Annotated in this window: 21 protein-coding genes; 5 read left to right on the top strand and 16 right to left on the bottom strand. The window is 69.1% G+C overall.

The annotated features are described in order from the left end of the window. Nucleotides 1-338: 338 nt before the first annotated feature. From tyrS to I7X18_RS12960, 5 genes are all read right to left on the bottom strand, one after another. Nucleotides 339-1,610 (bottom strand): tyrosine--tRNA ligase, encoded by a 1,272-nt coding sequence (tyrS, locus tag I7X18_RS12980; RefSeq protein WP_193047593.1) that lies wholly within the window; start codon nt 1,608-1,610, stop codon nt 339-341. A gap of 27 nt (nt 1,611-1,637) precedes the next feature. Next, a complete protein-coding gene (locus I7X18_RS12975; protein ID WP_193047592.1) occupies nt 1,638-2,249 on the bottom strand; it encodes a DNA-3-methyladenine glycosylase in 612 nt (203 codons plus the stop codon). A 27-nt stretch (nt 2,250-2,276) separates the two neighbouring features. Further along, on the bottom strand, nt 2,277-2,483 hold the full coding sequence (locus I7X18_RS12970) for a Trm112 family protein (RefSeq protein ID WP_193047591.1): 207 nt from the start codon (nt 2,481-2,483) through the stop codon (nt 2,277-2,279). A gap of 10 nt (nt 2,484-2,493) precedes the next feature. Next, nucleotides 2,494-2,940, bottom strand: a complete 447-nt coding sequence (locus I7X18_RS12965) for a hypothetical protein (RefSeq protein ID WP_193047590.1) — start codon at nt 2,938-2,940, stop codon at nt 2,494-2,496. Nucleotides 2,941-3,003: 63 nt separating this feature from the next. After that, nucleotides 3,004-6,021 carry an acyl-CoA synthetase gene (locus I7X18_RS12960; protein ID WP_193047625.1) on the bottom strand — a complete coding sequence of 1,006 codons (3,018 nt, stop codon included), beginning with the start codon at nt 6,019-6,021 and terminating at the stop codon, nt 3,004-3,006. A gap of 103 nt (nt 6,022-6,124) precedes the next feature. On the opposite strand from I7X18_RS12960, the gene I7X18_RS12955 reads away from it, so the two are divergent. Together I7X18_RS12955 and I7X18_RS12950 are read left to right on the top strand one after the other, a co-directional pair. Then, the gene (locus I7X18_RS12955; protein ID WP_193047589.1) at nt 6,125-7,882 is read left to right on the top strand and encodes an ABC-F family ATP-binding cassette domain-containing protein; all 1,758 of its coding nucleotides are present in this window, start codon (nt 6,125-6,127) and stop codon (nt 7,880-7,882) included. Between the two features lie 22 nt (nt 7,883-7,904). Further along, a complete protein-coding gene (locus I7X18_RS12950) occupies nt 7,905-8,372 on the top strand; it encodes a hypothetical protein (protein ID WP_193047588.1) in 468 nt (155 codons plus the stop codon). A gap of 10 nt (nt 8,373-8,382) precedes the next feature. On the opposite strand, the gene argH is transcribed toward I7X18_RS12950, so the two are convergent. Genes argH through argC form a run of 8 tightly spaced genes read right to left on the bottom strand, consistent with a single transcriptional unit; the run spans nt 8,383 to nt 16,780 of the window. Then, the gene (gene argH / locus I7X18_RS12945) at nt 8,383-9,795 is read right to left on the bottom strand and encodes an argininosuccinate lyase (RefSeq protein WP_193047587.1); all 1,413 of its coding nucleotides are present in this window, start codon (nt 9,793-9,795) and stop codon (nt 8,383-8,385) included. 30 nt (nt 9,796-9,825) lie between these two features. Next, the gene (locus I7X18_RS12940; protein WP_193047586.1) at nt 9,826-11,028 is read right to left on the bottom strand and encodes an argininosuccinate synthase; all 1,203 of its coding nucleotides are present in this window, start codon (nt 11,026-11,028) and stop codon (nt 9,826-9,828) included. A 13-nt stretch (nt 11,029-11,041) separates the two neighbouring features. Next, complete coding sequence (locus tag I7X18_RS12935; protein ID WP_193047585.1) at nt 11,042-11,521, bottom strand: arginine repressor; 480 nt, start codon at nt 11,519-11,521, stop codon at nt 11,042-11,044. A 7-nt stretch (nt 11,522-11,528) separates the two neighbouring features. Then, nucleotides 11,529-12,452: an ornithine carbamoyltransferase gene (argF, locus tag I7X18_RS12930; protein WP_193047584.1), complete on the bottom strand. Its 924-nt coding sequence runs from the start codon at nt 12,450-12,452 to the stop codon at nt 11,529-11,531. Further along, entirely contained in the window at nt 12,449-13,669 is a 1,221-nt protein-coding gene (locus I7X18_RS12925) for an acetylornithine transaminase (protein WP_193047583.1), read from the bottom strand. The genes argF and I7X18_RS12925 overlap by 4 nt, the downstream gene beginning before the upstream one ends. Beyond that, entirely contained in the window at nt 13,666-14,538 is an 873-nt protein-coding gene (gene argB / locus I7X18_RS12920) for an acetylglutamate kinase (protein WP_193047582.1), read from the bottom strand. Before argB ends, I7X18_RS12925 begins: the two co-directional genes overlap by 4 nt. Further along, nucleotides 14,535-15,734, bottom strand: coding sequence for a bifunctional glutamate N-acetyltransferase/amino-acid acetyltransferase ArgJ (argJ, locus tag I7X18_RS12915; protein WP_193047581.1), 1,200 nt, complete (start codon nt 15,732-15,734; stop codon nt 14,535-14,537). Before argJ ends, argB begins: the two co-directional genes overlap by 4 nt. Next, nucleotides 15,731-16,780, bottom strand: a complete 1,050-nt coding sequence (gene argC, locus I7X18_RS12910; protein ID WP_404822841.1) for an N-acetyl-gamma-glutamyl-phosphate reductase — start codon at nt 16,778-16,780, stop codon at nt 15,731-15,733. Before argC ends, argJ begins: the two co-directional genes overlap by 4 nt. On the opposite strand from argC, the gene I7X18_RS12905 reads away from it, so the two are divergent. After that, nucleotides 16,779-17,396 (top strand): DUF6512 family protein, encoded by a 618-nt coding sequence (locus I7X18_RS12905; RefSeq protein WP_198730546.1) that lies wholly within the window; start codon nt 16,779-16,781, stop codon nt 17,394-17,396. The two genes, argC and I7X18_RS12905, sit on opposite strands and share 2 nt — an antisense overlap. Here the strand turns inward: I7X18_RS12905 and pheT are convergent. The 3 genes from pheT to I7X18_RS12890 all read right to left on the bottom strand — a co-directional run bounded on the left by pheT (nt 17,384) and on the right by I7X18_RS12890 (nt 21,858). Next, nucleotides 17,384-19,870: a phenylalanine--tRNA ligase subunit beta gene (gene pheT / locus I7X18_RS12900; RefSeq protein WP_193047578.1), complete on the bottom strand. Its 2,487-nt coding sequence runs from the start codon at nt 19,868-19,870 to the stop codon at nt 17,384-17,386. The genes I7X18_RS12905 and pheT overlap by 13 nt on opposite strands. After that, nucleotides 19,870-20,904 carry a phenylalanine--tRNA ligase subunit alpha gene (pheS, locus tag I7X18_RS12895; RefSeq protein WP_372443073.1) on the bottom strand — a complete coding sequence of 345 codons (1,035 nt, stop codon included), beginning with the start codon at nt 20,902-20,904 and terminating at the stop codon, nt 19,870-19,872. The genes pheT and pheS overlap by 1 nt, the downstream gene beginning before the upstream one ends. 66 nt (nt 20,905-20,970) lie before the next feature. Next, a complete protein-coding gene (locus tag I7X18_RS12890; protein WP_193047576.1) occupies nt 20,971-21,858 on the bottom strand; it encodes an adenylate/guanylate cyclase domain-containing protein in 888 nt (295 codons plus the stop codon). Between the two features lie 199 nt (nt 21,859-22,057). Here I7X18_RS12890 and I7X18_RS12885 point away from each other — a divergent pair, with 199 nt between their 5' ends. Continuing rightward, a complete protein-coding gene (locus I7X18_RS12885) occupies nt 22,058-23,110 on the top strand; it encodes an oxygenase MpaB family protein (protein ID WP_193047575.1) in 1,053 nt (350 codons plus the stop codon). A gap of 4 nt (nt 23,111-23,114) precedes the next feature. Continuing rightward, nucleotides 23,115-24,356, top strand: a complete 1,242-nt coding sequence (locus I7X18_RS12880) for an acyl-CoA dehydrogenase family protein (protein ID WP_193047574.1) — start codon at nt 23,115-23,117, stop codon at nt 24,354-24,356. Nucleotides 24,357-24,395: the final 39 nt, after the last annotated feature.

The raw sequence follows: 24,395 nt of genomic DNA, 5'->3' as shown, positions 1-24,395 counted from the left end.
CAAAAAACAACCACACCCCTAAACGGGAAAAAAGAAGTGCGGCAAAACAAAAACAACAAACAAAAACCACCAAACACACTATTGAGTTCTCAAACAACACACCCACCCGACCCGCGCAGCGATCCCGCGGCAATTTAAGCCGCGTCACGTAGTGCGGACGGTCAGGAACTCACCGAAGTGAGTGTCCCTCTGGGAGTCGTTCGCGCTCTCCGGCCCGGAGGCCGTGTCGCGGCGACCTGGAATAAGTTACGTCAGTGGAAACACGGAGTCAAATCCCCAGGTCAAGACCGATTTTTGTGCGACTTCCGCGAACCGCACAGTCGTACGCACGTCCCAGATCACCCAACCCGCTGCACCCCGGCGACATTCCGCTTGCCGCGGCGCAGGACCAGCCACCGGCCGTGCAGGAAGTCCGAGGGCTGCGGCGACCACTCGTCGTTGTCGATCTTGACGTTGTTCACCGAGACCCCGCCCTCGGCGATGGTCCGCCGCGCGGCCCCCTTACTCGCCGACAGGCCGGTGGCGACGAGCAGATCGGTGATCAGATCCGGTCCGCCCGTTGTGAGTTCGGCCACCGACGCCTCGCGTAGTGCGGCTGCCAGCGTCGGCTCGTCGAGATCGGCGAGCTCGCCCCGGCCGAAAAGTGCCTGGCTGGCGTGTTCCACCGATCGGGTCGCGCCTTCGCCGTGCACCAGCGTGGTCAGCTCCCTGGCGAGTCGCCGCTGGGCGGTGCGTTGGTGCGGACGCTCTTGCGTCGCCTCCTCCAACTCCCCCAGTTCGCCGGCGTCCAGGAACGTGAACCACCGCAGATAGTTGACGACGTCGGCGTCAGCGGTGTTGACGAAGTACTGGTACCAGGCATACGGAGTCGTCATCGCCGGGTCCAGCCAGAGGTTCCCGCCGCCCGTGGACTTGCCGAACTTCTTGCCTTCTGAGTCGGTGACCAGCGGTGTCGTCATGGCGTGCACGGTGTCGCCGAGCTTCTGGCGCACCAACCGCACCCCGGCGACGATGTTGCCCCATTGGTCTGAACCGCCGATCTGCAAGGCGCAGCCATACCGTTCGCGTAGCTGCACATAGTCGTTCGCCTGCAGCAGCATGTAGCTGAACTCGGTGTAGGAGATCCCCTCCCCTTCGAGACGTCGCCGCACGGTGTCGCGGTCGAGCATCACGTTGACGGAGAAGTATTTTCCGACGTCACGCAGGAACTCGATGGCCGACAAGGGACCGGTCCAGGACAGGTTGTTCTCGACGATCGCACCGGTCGGCGACGGGTCGAACTCCACGAACCGTTCCAGCTGACCGCGGATGCGATCGGCCCAGTCCGCGACCGTGTCGACGGTCTGCATGGTGCGCTCCCCCGTATCGCGGGGGTCACCGATCATCCCGGTCGCCCCGCCGGCGAGCACGATCGGCCGGTGTCCGGCCTGCTGGAAGCGGCGCAAGGTCAGTAGCGGCACGAGATGGCCGGCGTGCAGGCTGGGTGCGGTTGGGTCGAACCCGGAGTACAGCGTCATCGGACCGCGGGCCAGGTCGGCAGCCAGCGCCTCCCGGTCGGTCGATTGCGCCATCAGCCCGCGCCAGTCCAGCTCGTCGAGGATGCTGCTCATGCCTCGATCTTTCCGTACGCGCCGCGGTCAGTCGCTGTCGCCCGGCGCCGGAGCCCTCGGGCTGCGCCGGTAGGCCGACACCTCGGGGCGGTCGGCCAACCACAGCCGCCACGGCCGGTCGGCGGCCTTGCTCACCCCGACCCGGGGACCGGCGACATGGTCCTGTTCACCACCCAGCCGAACGTGGACGGGGCTGTCGTCGGCGAACACGTCGATTCCGTTGTCGGCCATGGTGATTCCGAGTGCCGAGCACAAGTTCCCCGGTCCCCGGGCCAGCGCCACCTGCCGCACGGACTCGCCGCGACGACGCTGGACGAGGTCATGACCCGACTCGACCACCGCGGCGCGCAACAACACGGCGGCGGCCACTCCGTCGTCGCCGCACACCACGTTCGCGCAGACATGAATTCCATGGCTGCGGTAGGTGTAGAGCCGTCCAGGGGGCCCGAACATCACCTGGTTGCGCACACCGCGACCGCGATAGGAATGCGCCGCGGCGTCGGGCCACGGTCCGTCGGGCGGACCGCCGTAGGCCTCCACCTCGACGATCGTCGCGCTGACCCCGCGGCACGTCAGCACCGCTCCGAGCAACCGCCGGGCCGCCGTGAGCGGATCGACCTCCAGCAACTCGGCACTCACCGCAGCGATTCCGCCCGGGTGCGTGCGTCAGGATTCAGCGCGGTCGAGCAGTCGCTGATGTTCGGCGTCGTCGGTGACGGCGACCGCCTCGTCGACCAGCAACACCGGAATGCCGTCGTCGATGCGATACCCCTGCCGGAGCCGCGGGTTGTACAACATCTCGTCGCCGATCAACAGCAACGGACCGCGATCCTGGGGACAGACGAGTATCGCCCGCAACTTCTCGTCGAGCACGGCGTGCCGACTAGTCGTAGGGGTTGATGTCGTATTCGGGTCCGACCCAAGGGTTTTCGTCACCCGGGGGAACCCATGCGGGAGCCTTGACCGCGGGGCCACCACCGCCGGACAGCGCCGACTGCATCTGCAGCTTTCGCTGGTAACCCACGGTTGTCTTGAGCGCGTCGAGCAGTCGGGTCTGGTTGGGCAGGAAGTCCCAACCCTCCTGCAACGCGGCGAGGTTCTCCTGCGACGGGCGGTACCCCTGCGCGCGCAGGCTCAGCGACCGTTCGACGAAGATCGAGACCTGACCGCCGCCGGAGCCCTGCATGTACCGGGCGCCGATCTGATCGAGGACGTCGGCCTGAGACGCGGGCGCGGTCACCAGCATCGCGGCGGCAAGCGCACCGCTGGCCAGCGTGCCGGTGAGGGCGCGACGCCAGCCCGAGCGGTTGTTCCGGCTTTGCGAAATCATCAATCCTCCAGTCGAAGCGACGCCAGCGGGAGCCTATCAGTGCAACCGCGGCCCGGCGCGGGATCACTGCTGGGCACGAGGCGCCATCTGTGAGTTGTTCTGCGCGAGGTCACGGTCCTGCCCTCCGGTGAGTTCAGCACGCACGGCCACGGTCAGCCGCTTGTAACCATTGGTATCGGTGTCGAGGTACCAAGAGTTACGCCGTGACGGCCGAGGTATGCCGGAAGCACGCAACGGGCCCGTCAACGGGCGGTACGACGCGCTCAGTTCGATGTCGGGCACGACGTGGACGATGTCGGGCGGATTGCCGACCGGGAGATTCCTCAACGCCTCGGACAGTTCCGCCGTCGTGATGCTGCCGCCCGGACACAGCGCCAAGGCGGTGACCGCCAACTGCTGCCCGCCCGCCTCGATCCCGTAGGTGACAGCGACGTCGACGGCACCGATGCGCCCCACGGCGTCGCCGATCGGCATCGCGTACACGGGTCCGCGGGCGGTGTGGATCACCGAACCGCGGTTGTCCACCAGCCAGTAGTCGCCGTCCTCGTCGCGGCGGAAGAGGTATTCGGACGACACCCAGGTGTCGGCGGGTGCGAAAACGCCCCGCTTCACCGACGCCGTCGGATCGACCGGTCCGCGCGGACGCGCCAGCAGGACTCCCACCTCGTCGGCGCCCGCCCGACGCACGAAACCGCGGGTGTCCTCGAGGATGCGATCGTCGTCGACGTCGTATGCGGCCAACGCCACCTGACCGCCGCCAGGCACGGCGCGGCCCTTGCTACCGATCTTGGCGCCGGAGACGTTGGCGAGCACGGCCTGGCCATCGGTGGTCGCGAAGAACTCGACGACGTGGGCCGGGGCGAAGATCTCGACGACCCGCTTCCACAACCCGGTCGGCATCCCCGATCCGATGAAGAGCCGCACCGGGTGTCCGCCGGACAACTGGAACGACGGATCGTCGATGATCTGCCGCAGCATCGCCCAGGTGTAGGAGATCACCGAGACCCCGTACTGGCGGATCTCCTGGACGAACCGGTCGGGCTGCAATTCGCGCGACAGCGCGATCCGCGTTCCGCCGACGACCGCACCGCCCAGGCTGACCAGCAGACCCGACTGGTGGTGCAAGGGGGTCAGGCAGTAGACGGTGTCGGTGCGGCCGAGGTTGGCCGCCGACGCCGTACCGAACGCCGACAGCGCCCACCGGTGGTTGGTGATCTGCCGGGCGACCAGGTCGCCACCGATCGAGCTGAACGCGATGAACGCCAGGTCGCGGGCGAACCCGGGGTTGGGCCGGTACCAGCCGGGCAGCGCCACCTCGTCGGGGTCGATCTTCTCCATGTCGACCACGTCGGCGTCTTCAGGGGCGTGGAGGTCGCGGGTGTCGCCGCCGCCGAGCACCAGCACCCGCATCGGCAGGCTGCGGGCCGCCTCGAGGTGGCTGGGGTCGGCAATGATCTCCGACACCGCGCCCAGCCGTGCGGCCGCGGCCAGATCGACATCCGGCGGCATCAGCACCGCGACCGCGCCCAACCGCGAGAGCGCGGCTATCGCCACCAGGGCACTGGGGCGGGTCTCCATCAGCACCCCGACCCGGGTGCCCTGTCGCACCCCGACCTCGATGAGCCCCCGCACCACGTTGTTGATCCGGCGGTCGACGGCTTCGTAGGTGTGCACCCGGCCGTCGTAGAGCAGGAATTCGCCGTCCGGCGCGCCGCGGGCCTGCTCGGACATGATCCGTCCGAGCGAGATCCGGGTGTGGTCGTTGATCTGACCCAGCCGGGCCAGCCGGGGCAGGGTGCGGACCGTCTCGACCGCGAGCGAGCGCGCCGACTTGTTCGCCGAGACCACCGCACCGGCCGCCGAGCGGGCGACCCCGAATGCCATCTCGGTGGCGGCGGTGGCACCGTGTGCGACACGCGACGTCAGCGAAACACCGCCTTCGACGTGCTCCTGTGGCTGCAGTGCCATCGGTTCGACGCCGTCGGGCATATCGCCGTGGCCTTCGAGCCATTTGACCCAGCCGGCGACGGTCGGCCATGTCTGCTCCGACGCCTTGGACCCCACGACCAGCCCGAAATGACCTGCCCGGATGAGGTATTCGTAGACGTCGGCCTGTGGCGCCGCCCGTTTGATCCCGCGTACCGACGGCGGCTGACCGATGTCGTCGACCTCACCCACGACCGCGAAGACGGGGCAGGTGATGTCCGACAGCGTGACCAGTTGACCGTGGATGGCGAAACCGCCGGTCATCATGCGGTTGTGGGCGATGAACTGTTTGAGCAATTCGGAGATCGCCGGGCCCGACCAGGCTATCCACCCGTCGGAGGCCAGGAATCGCCGCTGCTGTTCGCGCGGCAGCAGCGCCTCGCGGTCGTGTAGCTGCATCAAGAATTCGACACGCGCCTGGGCGGTCTTGATCGGGTCGAGCATCTGAAAGCCGGTGCGAGCCAACCACCCCGGGATGTCGATGCGGCTGAAGACGTGGTCGGCCATGAAGTCGGCGGCGCCCACCGCCAGGCCCGCGGGCAGGTTCAGCGGCAACGCGGCGAGGGTGTCGACCGGGGCGCCGAACGCGATGATGCTGGCCAGGTCGCGCGACTGGCGGTATGCGGCGGTCTGGTAGCAGAACATGCCGCCCTGCGAGTAGCCGGCGAGGTGCACATCGTGCCCGGCCGCCTGCTTGACGGTGTCGATCGCTTCGGAGAGGGCCACCACGTGGTCGGCGAGATTGCGCTGCATACCGCCCTCGACCTTGTCGGGCGATCCGAAGTCGATCACCCAGGGGTCGAGACCGGCGCGGTACAGGATGCCGACGGCGCCCTCGTCGCGGGTCACGTCCCACATGTCGGCCGACATCATCATCGGGTGCACCATCAGCACCGGCGGACCCGATGGGCGGGCGCCCGGACGGGCGTCCGGCGGAAAGTATCGGCGCAGCCGGTACATGGGCACGCTCTGCACGATCTGGAACGGGGACGGCACAGCGCCGGTCTCCAGCCCGCCGTAGCGGAGGACCTCCAGACCGTTCTGCGCGGTCGCCACAAGCCGTCCGACCGGCCCGGTGATCGCCGAGAGGTCCACCACCGCCTGCCCCCTTCACATCGACGTCGCGGCCCGGTCCCCCGCCTGCCTGCCGTAATGCCTCGTCATCATGGCACAGCGGGCCACCTATCATCGGCGCCTGATGGCAAACCTGATCAACCTCGAAAAAGTGAGCGTGGGGTTCGGCACCCGCACGCTGCTCGATGCCGTGAGCCTGGGTGTCGACGACGGCGACGCGATCGGCGTGGTCGGCCGCAACGGCGACGGTAAGACGACGCTGCTGCAGATCCTGACCGGCACGCGCCCACCGGACTCCGGGCGCGTCACCCACACCTCCGGCCTGTCCGTGGGGTATCTGCGGCAGGGCGACGACTTCCCCGCCGGCGCCAGTGTGCGCGAGGTGATCGTCGGTGGCCGGGCCGACCACATCTGGGCGGCCGAACCCGACACCCGGGCGGTGGTGAACCACCTGCTCGCCGACGTCGGCCTGGACACCGCCGTCGGCGACCTGTCCGGAGGTGAGCGGCGCCGGGTGGCGCTGGCCGAGGTGCTGATCGCCGGCCACGACGTGCTGGTGCTCGACGAGCCCACCAACCACCTCGACGTCGAGGTGATCGGCTGGCTGGCCGCGCACCTGGTCGCCAACAGGCCCAGGGCGCTGGTGGTCGTCAGCCACGACCGCTGGTTCCTCGACGCGGTCTGCACCCGCACCTGGGAGGTGCACGGCGGTGCGGTCGACGCCTACGAGGGCGGATACGCCGCGTACGTCCTGGCCCGTGCCGAGCGCTCGCGGGTGGCGGCGGGCACCGAGTCCCGCCGGCGCAACCTCATGCGCAAGGAACTGGCGTGGCTGCGGCGCGGCCCGCCGGCACGGACGTCGAAGCCGAAGTTCCGTATCCAGGCGGCCAACGAGCTGATCGCCAACGAGCCGCCGCCGCGGGATTCACTGTCCCTGCAGAGTTTTGCGACGACGCGGCTCGGTAAGGACGTGTTCGACCTGCACCGGCTGCGGCTGGAGGTCGGTGACCCGCCGCGGGTGCTCCTGGACCAGATCGACTGGTCGATCGGCCCGGGGGCCCGCATCGGGCTGGTCGGGGTCAACGGCACCGGCAAGACGTCGGTGCTGCGGCTGCTGGCCGGGGAGTTGGCGCCGGCCGCCGGGACGATCAAACGGGGCGCCACGCTGCGGATCGGATACCTCAGCCAGGCGCTCGCCGAACTCGACGGCAACGCACGCGTCCTCGATGCGGTCGAGGACCGGCGCCGCATCACCGAGCTGGCGGGCGGCCGCGAGATCAGCGCCTCGACACTGCTCGAGGACTTCGGGTTCACCGGCGACAAGCTGACCACCCGGCTGGCCGACCTGTCCGGCGGAGAACGGCGCCGGCTGCAGTTCCTGCGGATGCTGCTCGACGAGCCCAACGTGCTGCTCCTCGACGAGCCGACCAACGACCTCGACATCGACACCCTCAACGTGCTCGAGGACTACCTCGACGGGTGGCCGGGCACGCTGATCGTCGTCACCCACGACCGGTACTTCCTCGAGCGGGTCAGCGATGTCACCTACGCGCTGACCGGCAACGGACGCTGCGACCTGCTGCCCGGTGGGATCGAGCAGTACCTCGAAGGGCGGGCGTCCGGCGGATCGGAGTCGACGCCGAAACCTGCTGCGGCGAAAGGCGAAACGGGCGCCGCGCGGGAGCGGCGCACCGCAAAGGAGATGACCCGTATCGAGAACCAGATCACCAAACTCGACGGTCAGATCGCGAAGCTGCACGAGAAGATGGCCGATGCCGCGGCCGACCACGTCAAGGCTGGTGAGCTCAACCGCGAGCTGAGCGAACTCGAGTCGCGCAAGGACGAACTGGAAGAGGCCTGGCTGTCCGCCGCCGAGGAGTGAAACGCGCCCGTAGTGTGGGCACATGAAGCACATGGTATTGGGCGCCGCCGTCGCCGCCCTTGTATTGTCCGGATGCGGATCAGGTGGCGGGTCGTCGCCGGAAACAGTCACCGAGACGGTATCGGCTCCGCCCGCCGCCTCGCAGGACACCACCCCACCGGGCACCGCCCCACCGGGCACCACCCCACCGGGCACCACCCCACCGGGCACCGCACCCGCGCGACCCGCGGTCGGCCAGTGCGTGCGGCTTGAACCCGCACCCGACGGGCGCTACCAGGTGTTCGACGCCGGCTCGGCGCAGGTCACGTACGCCGACGGGCGGCTGACCGTCGGCCCGGTCACGCCGGCAGAGGGCTGGACCCACGAGGTCGCCGACCAAGAGCCCGCCGAGGTGGAGATCGACTTCCGACGGGGCGCTGAGAACCTCGACCTCGAAATCGATGTCGACCGAGACCGGCTCGAGGTCAAGGTCTGCAACGACAACGGCTGACCGCCGAGGATCAGCGGCGCAACCGCAGCCGCATCCGGTCGGCGGTGTCGCGGACGACGTTGAGCTGTTTGGCCACCTGCACGGGTGCGGTGCCGCCGCGGGCGTCGCGGGAGTTGACCGAACCCTCGATGGTGAGCACGTCGCGCACCTCCCCGGTCAGCTCCGGGTGGATGGCGGACAGTTCCGCATCCCCGAGGTCCTCCAACCCGACACCGCGGGCCTCGGCCGCGCGCACCGCCGCGCCGGCGGCCTCGTGGGCCACCCGGAACGGCACCCCGCGACGCACCAGCCACTCGGCGACATCGGTGGCGAGCGTGTAGCCCAGCGGCGCCAGCTCGGCCATCCGGTCGACGTCGAAGCGCAGCGTGGACACCAGACCGGCCACGGCAGGCAGCAGCATCTCGAGCTGCGTCACCGAGTCGAAGACCGGCTCCTTGTCCTCCTGCAGATCACGGTTGTAGGCCAGCGGCTGCGCTTTGAGTGTGGCGAGCAGCCCGGTCAGGTTGCCGATCAACCGGCCGGATTTTCCGCGCGCCAGCTCGGCGATGTCCGGGTTCTTCTTCTGCGGCATGATCGAGCTGCCCGTCGACCATGCGTCGTGCAGCGTGACGTAACCGAATTCCGTTGTGCTCCAGAGAATCACGTCTTCAGCCAACCGGGACAGGTCGACGCCGATCATCGCCAGCACGAACGAGGCCTCGGCGGCGAAGTCCCGCGAGGCCGTCGCGTCGATCGAGTTGTCGGCCGCGGAGTCGAAGCCGAGTTCGGCCGCGATCGCGTCGGGGTCGAGCCCCAGCGACGATCCGGCCAGCGCCCCCGACCCGTACGGCGACACCGCGGCCCGCTTGTCGAAGTCGGCGAGCCGCTCGACGTCACGCAGCAACGGGTGGGCGTGGGCGAGCAGATGATGTGCGAGCAGCACGGGCTGCGCCGACTGCAGGTGCGTCTTGCCCGGCATGATCGCGGTCGGATGTGCGGCGGCCTGGGTCGCCAGCGCTCCCACCACGTCGAGCACCCCGTCGGCGACCCGGCGGATCGCGTCACGCAGCCACGCCCGGAAAAGGGTCGCCACCTGGTCGTTACGGGAGCGCCCGGCGCGCAACCGGCCGCCCAGTTCGGATCCGACCCGGTCGATCAGACCGCGTTCGAGCGCACCGTGCACGTCCTCGTCGGTGACCAGCGGGCCGAAGCTGCCGTCGGCGACGTCAGAGGCCAGGCTGTCCAGCCCGGCCAGCAGGCCGTCGCGCTGCTCCTCGGTCAGCAGACCGGCTGAGAACAGCACCCGCGCATGGGCTTTCGATGCGGCGATGTCGTAGGGCGCTAGCACCCAGTCGAAGTGTGTCGACTTGCTCAGCGCCGCCAGCGCGTCGGCGGGTCCGTCGGCGAAGCGGCCACCCCAGAGCGAACCCTCGTTGGTGCTCATGTCACCCCCTCTGGCCGAGCGGAGGGACGATCACTTGATGCCCAGGTCCCGGCGAGCGGCGATGCTCGACGACAGACCGTGCACGTGCACGAAGCCCTTCGCCGACGACTGGTCGAAGGTGTCGCCCTCGTCGTAGGTCGCGAGGTTGAAGTCATACAGCGACTCCGCGCTGCGGCGGCCGTTGACCGCGATGTGTCCGCCGTGCAGCACCAACCGGATCTCCCCGCTCACGTGCTCCTGCGTCTTGGCCACGAACGACTCGAGCGCGGTCTTGAGCGGCGAGAACCACAGACCGTCGTAGACCAGCTCGCCCCACTTCTGGTCGGTGTTGCGCTTGAACCGGCCGAGTTCACGCTCGAGCGTGACGTGTTCGAGTTCGGTGTGCGCGGTGATGAGCACCATCGCGCCCGGCGCCTCGTAGATCTCGCGGCTCTTGATGCCGACGAGCCGATCCTCGACGACGTCGAGGCGGCCGACACCCTGGGCGCCGGCGCGGCGGTTGAGTTCCTCGATGGCCTGCAGCACCGTGACGTCACGCCCGTCGATGGACACCGGCACACCCTTGTCGAAGCCGACGATGACCTCGTCGGGGGTGCTCCAGTTCAGCGTCGGGTCCTCGGTGTAGTCGTAGACGTCCTTGGTCGGCGCGTTCCACAGGTGCTCCAGGAATCCGGTCTCCACCGCGCGGCCCCACACGTTCTGGTCGATCGAGAACGGGGACCGCTTGCTCACGTTGATGGGGATCGCGTTCTCCTCGGCGAACGCGATGGCCTTCTCGCGGGTCCACGCGTAGTCGCGGACCGGGGCGAGCACCTCGAGATCCGGTGCCAGGGAGGCGAATCCGACCTCGAATCGGACTTGGTCGTTACCCTTGCCGGTGCAGCCGTGCGCCACGATGCCGCCGGCGTGCTCACGCGCCGCGTCCACGAGGTGTTTGACGATCAGCGGCCGGCTCAGGGCCGACACCAGCGGATACCGATCCATGTAGAGCGCATTCGACTGGATGGCGGGCAGACAGTACTGCTCGGCGAATTCGTCGCGGGCGTCCACGACGACGGCTTCGACGGCACCGCAGTCGAGGGCACGTTGGCGCACGACCTCCATGTCCTCGCCGCCCTGACCGAGGTCGATGGCCACCGCCACCACCTCGCGCCCGGTCTCCTTGCCGATCCAGCTGATCGCCACCGAAGTGTCCAGACCGCCGGAGTACGCCAGGATGACGCGTTCGGACATGACCAATCTCCTCTTACTTCAGGTTCTCAAGGGTGGTGGCCAGCTCGGCACCCGTCATGGGCTCGCGAGCCACCACCATGATGGTGTCGTCGCCGGCGATGGTGCCGACGACGTACGGCAGCGCGGCCCGATCGAGCGCGCTGGCGAGATAGTGTGCCGCACCGGGCGGCGTGCGCAGTACGGCGAGGTTGCCGCTGGCGTCCGTGGACACCAGGAGGTCACCGAGCAGGCGGGTCACCCGTTCGGTGCCGCCGGACACCCCGCGCACCGGGCTGCCGTCCTCGGGGACGACGTAGACACCGACGCCGCCGTCGGCGCCGCGCAGTTTGACCGCGCCGAGCTCCTCGAGGTCACGCGACAGCGTGGCCTGGGTGACGTCGATACCTTCGTCGGCCAGTTTCGCGGCCAACTCACCCTGGCTGCGCACCGAGTGCGAGGACAGGATCGCCACGATGCGGGCCTGCCGTCCCGCCCTGGTCGCCGCCGAGGTCATGGGAACGTCATCCTGACCGCTCCAGCAGCCACACCAGCAGCGCCTTCTGCGCGTGCAGCCGGTTCTCGGCCTCGTCCCACACCGCACTGTGTGGCCCGTCGATGACGTCGTCGGTGATCTCATGGCCGCGGTGCGCCGGAAGGCAGTGCAGCACAACGGCAGCGGCGTCAGCGCGGCCGAGTAGGTCGGAGTTGACCTGGAACGGCCGGAACGGCCGCACCCGGTCGAGGCCGTCGTTCTCCTGACCCATCGACGTCCAGGTGTCGGTCACCAGCACGTCGGCGCCGTCGGCGGCCTGGCGGGGGTCGGCGGTGACGGTGACCGTGGCCCCGGTCTGCTTCGCGCGTTCCACCGCCGCGGCGACGAACATCGGATGCGGTTCGAAGCCGTGGGGCGCCGCGATCGTCACGTGCATCCCCGCGGTGGCGCCGCCCAGCATCAGCGAGTGCGCCATGTTGTTGGCGCCGTCGCCGAAGTAGGTCATCCGCAGTCCGGGCAGGGCGCCGCGGCGCTCGATGAGGGTCTGCAGATCGGCGAGCACCTGACAGGGGTGGAACTCGTCGGACAGCGCATTGACCACCGGCACGGTCGCCCCGGCGGCCATCGCCGTGAGCCGCTCCTGGGCGAACGTCCGCCAGACGATCGCATCGACGTAGCGGGACAACACCTTTCCGGTGTCCTCGAGGGTCTCCTCGCGGCCGAGCTGGGTGCTGCGCCCGTCGACCACCACAGCGTGTCCGCCGAGTTGGGCGATGCCCACCTCGAACGAGAACCGGGTGCGGGTGGAGTTCTTGTCGAAGATCACCGCGACGCCGCGCGGCCCGGCCAGCGGGCGGTGCAGCAGCGGATCCTTCTTGAGCTCGGCGGCCAGCGCCAGCACCTCGGCCTGCTCGTCGGGGGTCAGGTCGTCGTCGCGCAGGAAATGCCTCATTGGTCCGCCACCTCCGCGGCAGCTGTGTCGAGGACGCCGGGCAGCGCGCCGAGGAAACTCTCGATCTGGGCCTCGGTGACCACCAACGGGGGCGCCAGCCGGATCACATCGGGTGCGGCCGCGTTGACCAGGAAGCCGGCCGCGCGTGCCGCGGCCTCCGCGGACTTCGCGGCGGCGGCACGCAGCACGATCCCGACCAGCAGGCCCCGGCCGCGGACGTGGTCGACCAGCGGGTGGTTCAGCTCTTCGACACCGTGGTGCAGCGTCTTGCCGAGCACCCCGGCACGGGTGATGAGGTCCTCGTCGGCCAGCGTCTTCAGCACGGCCAGCGCCGCGGCGGTGCACACCGGGTTGCCGCCGAACGTGCTGCCGTGCAGCCCCGGTGTCAGCAGATCGCCCGCGGCGCCGACGGCGAGGCAGGCGCCGATCGGCAGGCCGCCGGCAAGACCCTTGGCGAGCGTCACGATGTCGGGGGTGATGCCGTCGTGCTGGTGGGCGTAGAAGACGCCGGTGCGGCCGACCCCGGTCTGCACCTCGTCGACGGCCAGCAGCGCCCCGTGGCGGGTGGTGATCTCGCGCGCCGCGGCCAGATAGCCGGCCGGCGGCACGACGACACCGCTCTCCCCCATGATCGGTTCGAGGAACACCGCTGCCGTCTGGTCGTCGACCGCGGCGGCCAGCGCGTCGGCGTCACCGAACGGGACGTGCACGACGTGGCCGGGCAGCGGTTCGAACGGCGCCTGCTTGGCCGGCTGCCCGGTGAGTGCCAGCGACCCCATCGTGCGGCCGTGGAAGGCGTTCTGCGCAGCCACGATCCGGGTCCGGCCGGTCAGCCGGGTGATCTTGAAGGCGACCTCGTTGGCCTCGGCGCCGGAGTTGCAGAAGAACACCCGCGCGTCCGCGCCGAGATGCCCGACCAGCGCTTCGGCCAGCGCGATGCCCGGTTCGGTGGCGTACAGGTTCGAGGTGTGGCCGAGCGTGTTGAGCTGGTGTGTCACGGCGTCGATGACGGCGGGGTGGCGGTGGCCGAGCACGTTGACGGCCAGACCGGCGAAGAGGTCGACGTAGGACGTGCCGTCGATGTCGGTGACCACGGCGCCGTCACCGCTCACGAGGGACAACTGCGGGGTGCCGTAGTTGTTCATCATCACGGCCTGCCACCGGTCTTGCAGGCTGTGCTGATTTCCCGTGTCGCTGCGCTCCTGCCCGCCGTTCATGAGCTCACCACCTTGGTGCCGGTCCCTTCGTCGGTGAACAGTTCGACCAGCACGCAGTGTTCGACGCGACCGTCGATGACGTGCGCACTGGGCACACCGTCGGTGACGGCGCGTAGGCATGCCTCGATCTTCGGGACCATACCGGCCTCCAGCTTCGGCAAGAGCTCCGCCAGTGTGGCGGTGTCGATCTGGCTCACCAGGGAGGTGCGGTCGGGCCAGTCGGTGTAGAGCCCTTCGACGTCGGTCAGCATCACCAGCTTCTCGGCGTGCAGCGCCGAGGCCAGCGCGGCCGCCGCGGTGTCGGCGTTGATGTTGTGCACCACGCCGTGGACGTCGGGCGCGATGGTCGACACGACCGGGATGCGGCCGGCGGCGATCAGGTCCCGAACGGCCTCGGTGTTGACGTGTTCGACGTCGCCGACCAGACCGATGTCGGTGGCCACACCGTCGACTGTGACGCTTCTGCGCACCGCGGTGAACAGGTGCGCGTCCTCACCGGTGATGCCGACCGCGTAGGGCCCGTGCGCGTTGATCAGCCCGACGAGTTCGCGGCCGACCTGACCGAACAGCACCATGCGCGCGACGTCGAGCACCTCGGGCGTGGTCACCCGGAACCCGCCCCGGAAATCGCCGGGGATCCCGAGGCGCTTGAGCATCGCGCTGATCTGCGGGCCACCACCGTGGACGACGACGGGGTGCACGCCGCAGTTGCGCAGGAACACCATGTCGGCGGCGAACGCTGCCTTGAGGGTGTCGTCGGTCATGGCGTTACCGCCGTACTTGACGACGACGATCTTGCCGTGGAGTTGTTTGAGCCACGGCAGCGCGCCGGCGAGCACCTGCGCCTTGGTCTCGGTTCCAGTGCTCATGAGCTGTAGGCCGAGTTTTCTTCGACGTAGGCGTGCGACAGATCGGTGGTGCGCACCGTCGCCTCCCCCGCCCCCAGGCCGAGATCGACGGTGACGTCGATGTCCGTGCCGGTCAGGTCGACGTCGCGGGCGCCGGGCGCACCCGCGCCGTTGACGAAAGTCGGAGACCCGTTGAAGGACACCGTGATCCGGTTCGGGTCGATGGTGAAGGGCACCATGCCGACGGCGGCCAGCACGCGGCCCCAGTTGGCGTCGGATCCGAACAGCGCTGTCTTGACCAGGCTGTCGCGGGCGAGCAGCCGGGCGGCGCCCAGCGCGTCGTCCTCGGTCGGCGCACCGCTGACCGTGATCGCGACCCGCTTGGTGACGCCTTCGGCGTCGGCCTGCAGCTGGGCGCACAGGTCGTCGCAGACCCGCAGCACCGCGTCGTCGAGCTCCTCCTGCGTCGGGGTGATCTCGCTGGCCCCCGAGGCGAGCAGCAGCACGGTGTCGTTGGTGGAGCAGCTGCCGTCGATGTCGAGCCGGTCGAACGTGCGCTTGGCGGCACGGCGCAGCGCGGTGTCGAGGGCCGCTGCATCGGCGACGGCGTCGGTGGTCAGCACGCACAGCATGGTCGCCAGTGACGGGGCCATCATGCCCGCGCCCTTGGCCATCCCGCCGACGGTCCAGTTGTTCGGGTGGTGCAGCGCAACCTGTTTCGGCACGGTGTCGGTGGTCATGATGGCGCGGGCGGCTTCCTCGCCGCCGGAGAGGCCACCGGCCATCTCGTGCACGACCTCGGTGACCCCGGCCAGCACCCGGTCCATCGGCAGCCGGTCGCCGATCAGACCGGTCGAGCAGACGGCGACTTCGATGGCCCCGGTCTCCGAACCCCAGTCGGACAGCGCGGCAGCGACCGCCTCCGCGGTGGCGTGGGCGTCCTGGAATCCGAGCGGGCCGGTGCAGGCGTTCGCGCCACCGGAGTTGAGGACCACAGCGCGTAGCCGTCCGGTGGTGAGCACCTGACGGCTCCACAGCACCGGCGCGGCCTGCACCTGATTGCGGGTGAAGACGCCAGCGGCGGCGTGGTCAGGGCCCTCGTTGAGGACCAGGGCGAGGTCGAGCGCACCGGATGCCTTGATACCGGCCGCGGTTCCGGCGGCCCGGAAGCCGGCGGGTGCGGTGACGCCCTGGGTGCGGATGAGCTTCGCGGTCACGGTGCGACTCCGACGACCGAGAGGCCCTCGGTTTCCGGCCAGCCCAGCGCCAGGTTCATCGACTGCACGGCGGCGCCGCCGGTGCCCTTTGTCAGGTTGTCGATCGCCGCGATCGCAATGAACGTCTGCGCGTCCTCGTCGAGGGCCACCGCGAGTTGTGCGGCGTTGCTCCCGATCACCGAACCGGTCTTGGGGAGCTGACCTTCGGGCAGAAGGTGGACGAAAGGTTCAGTGTCGTATGCCTTCTCATAGGCCGCGCGCAGCTGCGACAGCGACGCGGAGGTACGGGCGGTGCAAGTGGCGAGGATCCCCCGCGAGGTGGGGATCAGCACCGGGGTGAAGGACACCGTGACGTCCTTGTCCGTGACGGCCCGCAGGCCCTGGGCGATTTCGGGGGTGTGCCGGTGCTTGCCGCCGACGTTGTAGGCCCGGGCCGAGCCGATGACCTCGGCGCCGAGCAGATCGGTCTTGGCGGCGCGGCCGGCACCCGACGTGCCGCTGACGGCGACAATGGTCACGGCCGGTTCGACGAGATCCTCGGCGACGGCGGGCAGGAGTGCGAGGAGCGCCGCGGTGGGATAGCACCCGGGCACGGCGATCCGCTTGGCGTTGGCGAGCCGGTCACGGGCTCCGGGCAGTTCGGGCAGACCGTACGGCCAGCTACCGGCGTGCGACGAGCCGTAGAACCGCTCCCAGGCAGCGGCGTCGGTGAGCCGGAAGTCGGCGCCGCAGTCGATGATCAGGGTGTCGTCGCCGAGTTGCTCTGCCAGCGCGGCGGAGTGCCCGTGCGGGAGGCCGAGGAAGACGACGTCATGGCCGGACAGCGTCTCGACGTCGGTGGCGTCGAGCACTCGATCTGCCAGCGGCAGCAGGTGCGGATGGTGCTCGGCCAGCGCGGTACCGGCGCTGCCCGCTGCGGTCAACGCGCCGATGGTCAGCCGGCCGTCGGCGTAGGCGGGGTGCCCGAGCAGCAGGCGAAGGATCTCCCCGCCGGCGTATCCGCTGGCCCCGGCGACAGCGACAGAAGTCATGTGTGAAGTTTGCATGTTTATGCACTCAAATGCAAATCAATTACCGGGCTGCACTGTCAGTATATTCGGCGCTGTGGCCTCGCATGTGTGGCCCTGGACTGTAGCGGCCCTACCGGTGGTGGTCGCCTGCGGCGTGCTGCTGCATTTCACTTATGCACGGTCTGGCCGCAACCGTGTCGTCGCGGTGTTCGCGCCCGTCAACGAAAGCCTGTGGGAACACCTGAAAATGGCGTACTGGCCGCTGGTGGCGTACACGGTCTTCGAACTCGTTGTCGCCGCCGGCCCGCCGTCAGGCCTGCTCGCGGCGCGAGCGGCGGGCTTCGTCGTCACGGCGGTGTCGATGCTGACCTTGTCCGCCGCACTCACCGCGACCCTGCCGCGCCCCGGGCTGCGCGGCCAACTGCTCCGCGACGGGATGATTTTCGTCGTTTCGGTGATCCTCGGGCTACTCGCCTGCGAGGTGCTTCTGGGTCAACTCGGTTTGGTACCCGACCGGATCGGCGCGGCACTGCTGGCGCTTCCGGCCGCGGTGTTCGCGGTGACGACGTTCGCTCCTCCGCACACCCCCTTGTTCGAGGACCAGATCACCGGTGGTTATGGCACACCGACGGATCGCGGTCAGCGACGCTGAACTGCACCGACCTGCTCGGCTGCGGCCTGCACCGCGGCGTCGCGGGCGGCGCTCGCCTCGTCTTCGGTCAACGTCCGGTCGGCGGCCCGGAACCGCAGCGCGAGCGCGAGCGATTTGCGGCCGTCGCCGATCTGCGGACCGGTGTAGACGTCGAACAGACGCACATCCTCGAGCAGTTCACCGGCGCCGGATCGCACCGCGTCGACCACGCTCTGCGCCGCGACGTCGTCGGACACGATGAGGCTGACGTCCTGGAAGACGGCGGGGAACGGCGAGACTCGCGGCGCCGGGAGGAGTTCGGTCATCGGGACCGCGTCGAGGTCGAGTTCGACCGCACACGTGCCCTTGGGCAGGCCCGCGCGCTCGACGACCGCCGGATGCAGCTGTCCGGCATGTCCGACGACGGCGTCGCCGATCAGCACCTCGGCACCGCGTCCCGGATGCCAGGGCAGGTGCTGGGCGGCGCGCAGGGTGAACTCCACCCCCGCCGCCCGTCCGACGATGCGCACCATCTCGAAGGCGTCGGCGGCCTCGACCGGCCTGCCCTTCCCCCACGGTCCGGCAGGTTCCCGCAGACCGGTCAGCACCGCACCGACGTGTTGCGGCTGGCGTGGCAGAGAGGCGTCCAGGGTCGCGATCTCCGCGTCGGTCGGCCTGCGGTCGTTGGGAATGCGCTCCACAGCGCGGGTCTGCTCGGTGGGTTCGACCACCTGCGCGATGGCGAACAGCGCGGTATCGACCGCACCGCGGGACACGTTGCGGCCCAACGCCTCGAGCAGGCCGGGCAGCAGCGTCGTGGCCAGGTTCGGCCGGTCGGCCTCCAGCGGGTTGAGCACCCGCGTCGTGGCCCGGCGCGGATCGTCGGCGGCGAGGCCCCACACGTCGAAGACGCCGTCGGGCAGGAACGGGCTGGGCAGGATCTCGACGTACCCGCTGAGCGCCAGGGACTTCCCGATCGCCCGGCGACGCTTCTGGGTGGCGGTCAGGCCGCGGCCGGCGGGGGCGGCGGGCAGCACCGAAGGGATCTGCTCGAGGCCTTCGAGCCGCAGCACCTCCTCGACCAGATCGGCGGGCTGTTTGATGTCGGGGCGCCAGCTCGGAGGAACGGCGGTCAACCGGTCCCCCTCAACGGTGACGGTCGCGCCGATCTGGGTGAGCCGTTTCTCGGTGGTGCCCGGTGCGTACTCCACACCGGCCGTGCGGTCGGGCCGGTCGAGTGCCATCGAGACCGGCGCGGGCGACCAGTCCTCACGAGGCGGGTCGCCACGCCAGTCGGTCAGCCGGGGTTCGACGGTGCCACCGGCGATCTCGGCGAGCAGCGCGGCGCACCGGTCGAGCGCCGCGACCGAGACGGCCGGGTCGACCGTGCGCTCGTAGCGGCGGCCGGCCTCACTGGCCAGGTGCAGCCGTCGCTGCGTGCGGGACACCGCCGCCGGGTCCCATACCGCCGCTTCGAGCAACACGTCGGAGGTCGTCTCACGGACCTCGGTGGTGCCCGCGCCCATCACGCCGCCGATCGCGGCGGTCGCCGCGTCGTCGACGATGAGCACGTCGGCCGGATCCAGCCGGCGCTCGACGTCGTCGAGCGTCACGACCGTCTCGCCGGGTTCGGCGAAGCGCACTCGGAATCCACCGGTGATCAGGCTGCGGTCGTGGGCGTGCATGGGGTGGCCGAGCTCGAGCATCACGTAGTTGGTGACGTCGACCGCCGGGGAGATCGCCCGGATCCCGGACAGCAGGAGGCGGCGCTGCAGCCACCACGGCGACACCGCGGCGGGGTCGATGCCGGTGACGGGCCGCAACCCGAACCGCAGCACGCCGGTGCCCGGTTCGATGGTGACGGGCAGCGCGTCCCCCTCCGCGGGCAACGCGGGCACGTCCGCCGGGTCCACGTAGTCCAGGCCGTAGGCGCAGGCGATCTCACGGGCCATACCGCGCACCGACAGGCAGTAGCCGCGGTCCGGCGTGATCGCGAGGTTGAACACGACGTCGTCGAGCCCGAGCACGTCGGCGGCCGGCGTTCCGGGGGCCACGGTTCCGGGCGGCAGGACGAGGATCCCGGAGTGGTCGGCGCCGAGGTTGAGTTCGGCGGTCGAGCAGATCATGCCGTCCGAGGTGCGGCCATAGGTCTTGCGCTTCGCGATCGTGAAGTCGCCGGGGAGCACAGTACCGGGGAGAGCCACCACCACCAGATCATTGACAGCGAAATTCGTTGCCCCGCAGACGATGTCGCGGAGCTCGGCTTCACCGACATCGACCTTGACGGCGCGGATGGGTTTCTTGAACTCGGTGAGCTCCTCGATCTCGGCGACCCGGCCGATGGTCAGTGGCCCGCTCACCGGACCGACGGGCAGCACCTCCTCGACCTCGTGGCCGATGCGGATCAGGGCTTTCTCGAGCTCGGCGGCCGACACGTCCCAGCCGGGCGCGCCGGCCGCCACGACCTCGCGCAGCCAGTTGTACGGCAACCGCATCAGGCGCCCACCCCGAACGGCAGCGAGAACCGCACGTCACCCTCGACCATGTCGCGCATATCGGGAATCCCGTTGCGGAACTGCAATGTTCGCTCCAAACCCATGCCGAATGCGAAGCCGGAATACTCGTCGGGGTCGATCCCGCAGGCGCGCAGCACATTCGGGTTGACCATTCCGCAGCCACCCCATTCCACCCAGCCGGGCCCACCCTTCTTGTTCGGGAACCACACGTCGACCTCCGCCGACGGTTCGGTGAACGGGAAGAAGTGCGGCCGGAACCGGGTGCCGCCCTGCGGACCGAACTGTGCCCGCGCGAACGCGTCCAGGGTGCCCCGCAGATGTGCCATCGTCAGCCCCTTGTCGACGGCGAGCCCCTCGACCTGATGGAACACCGGGGTGTGGGTCGCGTCGAGCTCGTCGGTGCGAAAGGTCCGGCCGATCGAGATGATGTACACGGGCAGATCGCGCTCCAGCAGCGCGCGGATCTGCACCGGTGAGGTGTGGGTGCGCAGCACCTGACGCGAGCCGTCCGGTGCGACGTAGAACGTGTCCTGCTCGCTGCGGGCAGGGTGGTCCGGCGGGAAGTTCAGCGCGTCGAAGTTGAACTGTTCGGTCTCGACCTCGGGTCCCTCGGCGAGCTCCCAGCCCATCGCGACGAAGGTGTCGGCGACGTTCTCGGCCAGGATCGTGATCGGATGGCGGGCGCCGACGGGCTGGCGCGTCGACGGCAGTGTGACGTCGATGCGTTCGGCGACCAGCACCGCCGCGTCACGTTCGGCCCGCAGCGCGCCGAGGCGCTCGTCGTAGCTGCGCTGCGCGTCCGACCGCGCGACGTTGACGCGCTTACCCGCATCCGCGCGCTCCGACTTCGGCAGGCTGCCCAGCGACTGGCGCGCCAGCGCGATCGGCGACCGGTCACCGAGATGTTCGGTCTTGGCGCGGGCCAGCGCATCGAGATCACCGGCCTGATCGAACGCATGGCGGGCCGCGTCGACCGCGTCGGTCAACGCCTCTTCGGACAGGTTTCCGGCCACTCCGGGCTGCTCAGCCACCCGGCGATCATAGGTGATCGCATCACCGGCCCTCGCGGCCGTTTCCCGCTACGAGCCGTCGTCGGCGGAGTCGGCGTCCAGCGGCCTGCGCCTGCGCAAGCGGTACATGGACAGATCCGGGGGCACGCCGTCGGGTTTGAGGCTGAACACCTGCCGGCGCTGACGCTTGACGGTGACGTCGAGCGCCTCCAGATCTTCGGCGGCAACGCGGTCGAGCGTCGTCTGCGAGACGACCAGCCCACCGCGCGTCGCCCGCTCCATCACCCGCGCGGCGATGTTGACGTCCACCCCGAGCCAGTCCGATCCGATCCGCTGGGGCCGGCCGGTGTGCACGCCGACCCGCATGCGCGGGTTGTATCCGTCGACCTCGATCGCCCGGACCGCGTTCATCGCGGTGAGCACGGCGCGCACCGCCGTCGTCGCGTCTGTGAACACCACCATGGACCCGTCGCCCATCCGTTTGACGATGCGGCCGCCGGCCTCCAACAACGGTGGCTCGAACACCTGCGCCACCCGGCGCAGCAACCGCAGGGTCGCGTCGTCACCGGCGCTCAGCGACCACGACGAGAATCCGACCAGGTCACTGAAGACCAGAGTGACCTCAGGGTTGGCCGGTTTGCCCGACACCCGTTCGGTCAGCGCCTGCCACACCTGCAGGGCACCGAGGCTGACCTCCCGTGAGACCGCCTCGCGGTCGAGCAACCGGTCGGCCACCCGCGCGGCCGCACGAGGCCCACCCACGCCGTCGGCCGACAGCGGGTCACCGAAATCCGGGTCGCCGGGCAACGCGCGCCGGGCCCGGCGCAAGAACTCCACCACCCCGGGACTGTGGTTGGCGCTGTAGAGCCAACCGAGGGGTCCTGCCGACCCGCGCGACGGCGCCTGTTCTGCGTCCTCGGCACCGCCGGATCGTTCGCCGAACGACTCGACCTCCACGGGCTCAGCGTAGGGGTCGGCGCGAAACGCGGGCAACGAGCGGCGGTACGACGTTGGTCACTTCCGGCCGGTCACGGTGCGCATGCGGTCGTATCTCTTGGGCATAACACCTGTGTGGGCGCGTTCGCGCTTCATAGACAACACCTGTTGTCAGCACTATGGTGAGGATCACAGTGAGCATCGACTCAGCGAGGAACCGATGAGCGCGAGGACGACGACCGCAAAGCCCAAGACCCTGCACTCGTGCGAGGCACCCACCGATCCGCTGGGCCCGGATTCGCTGACGTGGAAGTACTTCGGAGACCTGCGCACCGGCATGCTGGGCGTGTGGATCGGCGCGATCCAGAACATGTATCCCGAACTGGGCGCCGGTGTCGAAGGCCACTCGATTCTCAAGCGCGAACCGCTGCAGCGCGTGGCGCGCTCGGTCTATCCGATCATGGGCGTCGTCTACGACGGTGACCGCGCCGCGCAGACCGGTGAGCAGATCAAGAGCTATCACACGACGATAAAGGGCACCGACCACGCCGGGCGGCGCTATCACGCGCTGAACCCCGAGACGTTCTACTGGGCGCACGCCACCTTCTTCATGCTGATCATCAAGACGGCGGAGTACTTCTGCGGCGGGCTCACCGAGGCCGACAAGCGCCAACTGTTCGACGAACACGTGCAGTGGTACCGCATGTACGGGATGAGCATGCGGCCCGTGCCGAAGTCGTGGGAGGAGTTCTGCGAGTACTGGGATCGCAAGTGCCGCGAGGAACTCGAGATGAACCAGGCGACGCTGGACATCTTCGCGATCCGCATCCCCAAACCGTGGTTCGTGTTGATGCCGACCCCGGTGTGGGACCAAATGTTCAAACCGATGTTGGGCGCGCAGCGGTGGATCGCCGCGGGCCTGTTCGACCCCGCCGTACGCGAACGCGCCGGGCTGCGGTGGACGCCGGGAGACGAGGTCCTGCTGCGGCTGTTCGGCAAGCTCGTCGAGTTGGCCTTCGTCGCCGTACCCGACGAGATCCGCCTGCATCCGCGCGCGCTGGCCGCCTATCGGCGCGCCGAGGGCAAACTGCCCGCCGATGCACCCCTGGTGGAAGCGCCCGCGTTCATGGGCCCGCCGGCCGACCGCCGCGGCCTGCCGATGCACTACGTCCCACGCCACAAGTCGCTGCTGGACAAGGCCGGGTCGTTGGTCCACACGACGTTCTCTTTGGCGGGGCTGCGTCCGGCCCGCGGACGCGGTAAGGCAGCCTAGGGGCATGCTCGAGTGGTCTGATGTCGATATTGCCGTGCGCGATGCCGTCCGGGAGTTCGTCGACAAGGAAATACGTCCGCATGTCGACGCTCTGGAGAGCGGCGAGATGGAGCCCTACCCCATCATCCGGAAGCTGTTCAGCACCTTCGGAATCGATGCGATGGCCAAGGAGTCGCTGGAAAAGCGGTTGGCGCGGCTTAGGGAGGGTGGCTCATCGTCTGGCGGCCACAGCTCCGGCGGAATGTTCGGCGGTGACGGCGGTAGCGCGGGCATGGGTTTCGTGGTCGTCAGCGAGCTGTGCCGGGTGTGCATGGGCGTCGTCACCGGCATGGGAGTCAGCCTCGGACTCACCGTTCCGACGATCATGGGCCGCGGAACGCTCGCTCAGCAGGAGCGCTGGCTACCCGGTCTGGTGACCTACGAGAAGGTGGGCGCCTGGGCGATCACCGAACCGGATTCGGGTTCCGATGCGTTCGGCGGTATGAAGTCCTACGTCGTCCGGGATGGCGACGACTACATCCTCAACGGCCAGAAGACCTTCATCACCAACGGCCCGGACGCCGACGTGGTGGTGGTCTACGCCAAGCTCGACGAGGGGGTTGGCGTCGACAAGCGTGACCGAAAGGTGCTCACGTTCGTCCTCGACCGCGGCATGGAAGGTTTCGTGCAGTCGAAGCCGTTCCGCAAGATGGGAATTCACTCCTCCCGCACCGGCGAACTGTTCTTCAACAACGTGCGTTTGGGCCGCGACCGGCTACTCGGTGAGACCGAGGACAACGAGGCCGGCGACGGCCGCGAGAGCGCACGGTCGAGTTTCTCCGCGGAGCGCATCGGCGTCGCCGCCATGGCGCTCGGGGTGATCGAGGAGTGTCTGCGCCTGTCTGTCGACTACGCGCGCAATCGCACACTGTGGGGTAAGGAGATCGGCCAGTTCCAGCTCATCCAGCTCAAGCTCGCCTCGATGGAGGTGGCGCGGATGAACGTGCGCAACATGCTGTTCCGTGTGATCGAGGCATCGCAGACCGGCACGGCGATCTCGCTCGCGGAGGCGTCGGCGATCAAGTGGTACTGCTCGCAGGCCGCGACGGACGTCGCCATGGAAGCGGTCCAGTTGTTCGGCGGCAACGGCTACATGACCGAGTACCGGGTGGAGCAGTTGGCCCGCGACGCCAAGTCGCTGATGATCTACGCCGGGAGCAACGAGGTGCAGATCACCCACGTGGCCAAGGGTCTGCTGCGCGGGTAGTAGACCCGTCCACCCGCGCCGAGTGTGCGGATCGATCCG

Source organism: Mycolicibacterium baixiangningiae (assembly GCF_016313185.1).
GTDB classification, from domain to species: domain Bacteria; phylum Actinomycetota; class Actinomycetes; order Mycobacteriales; family Mycobacteriaceae; genus Mycobacterium; species Mycobacterium baixiangningiae.
Note: the sequence above shows the minus strand (reverse complement) of the source record. Positions and strands in the feature narration are given on the sequence as shown.